The following is a 239-nucleotide window of genomic DNA, read 5'->3' as shown; positions in this document are numbered from 1 at the left end:
CAACAAATTTACATGAAGGAGTAGAAAAATCATGATGAATTTTGAATATCATTGCCAAACAAACATAATGATGGGGATTGGTCAGTCAAAAGAAATTGGATCTATAGTAGAGGATCTTGTACTGACGGGTGCCACAGTGATGATTGTGACAGATTCTGGTGTGAGAAATGCAGGGCTAGTTCAGCCTATTGAAGCGTATTTGCAGGAAGCCGGTTATTCTGTTTTTATATTTGATCAAG

1 pseudogene is annotated in these 239 nt (G+C 37.7%); it reads left to right on the top strand.

Annotated elements, in window-relative coordinates:
* Nucleotides 1-31: 31 nt before the first annotated feature.
* Nucleotides 32-239 (top strand): annotated as a pseudogene (locus tag SB658_RS27250) (iron-containing alcohol dehydrogenase); the annotation flags it as partial.

This window comes from Bacillus sp. SIMBA_008 (assembly GCF_046535495.1).
Taxonomy (GTDB): domain Bacteria; phylum Bacillota; class Bacilli; order Bacillales; family Bacillaceae; genus Bacillus; species Bacillus subtilis.
Note: the sequence above shows the minus strand (reverse complement) of the source record. Positions and strands in the feature narration are given on the sequence as shown.